Source organism: Acinetobacter sp. GN11, assembly GCF_054823985.1.
Map to the genome: position 1 here is coordinate 1 of NZ_JRVL01000349.1, position 851 is coordinate 851.

Genomic DNA, 851 nt, shown 5'->3' on the forward strand with positions numbered 1-851 from the left:
GGCTTTAACAGGTGCAACTTTGATTGATGCAACGAATTAAGTTTGTAAATGATGTAGTCACTACACTTAATAAATAGCATCACAGCCTTGAATTACATTGATATTCAAAGGCCTTTTGTATAGGCAATACCTTGCTTTTCAAAGATGAAAAGTAACAAAAATCTATGTTGAACAGAGGAGGCTTCCTTGCCTCCCTGTCCAACGGGTGACATCCATGTCACCTGTCACGATAGCAAACCGCTAGTGGATACGAGGTGGCGACATGGATGTCGCCTCGTTGCTCAGCACAACAGGGATGTTGTGTCTGAGTAACAAAGGGTTTTGTCACTTTTGCCCTGTCAAAAGTGAGGCATTGCCTATGCAAAGGAAGAATGGATAAACCCATCATTTGTGGCAATGACAGCAACAGATTTCAAAATGGAAATGTAAGAATGAAAAACGCTTATATCATCGATGCCATCCGTACTCCATTCGGCCGTTATGCCGGTGGCCTTGCTCCTGTCCGTGCCGATGGCCTTGGTGCTGTGCCGATTAAAGCTTTAATCCAACGTAACCCAAGTGTAGATTGGGAACAGGTCGATGATGTGATCTATGGCTGTGCCAACCAAGCCGGTGAAGATAATCGTAATGTCGGCCGTATGTCAGCACTGCTTGCTGGTTTACCGTATCAAGTGCCGGCAACCACCATTAACCGTTTGTGCGGTTCTTCACTCGATGCGATTGCTATTGCTGCCCGTGCCATTAAAGCAGGTGAAGCGAACTTGATGATTGCAGGTGGTGTAGAAAGCATGAGCCGTGCTCCTTATGTGATGGGTAAGTCTGACAGTGCTTTTGGCCGTAGCCAGAAGATT

General features: G+C 45.8%; 1 protein-coding gene. It reads left to right on the forward strand.

Annotation, left to right across the window (positions count from 1 at the left end; translation table 11 throughout):
• Window positions 1-431: 431 nt before the first annotated feature.
• Window positions 432-851 (forward strand): thiolase family protein (locus NL42_RS19165; RefSeq protein WP_461313959.1); only part of this gene is annotated, 420 nt, incomplete at its 3' end.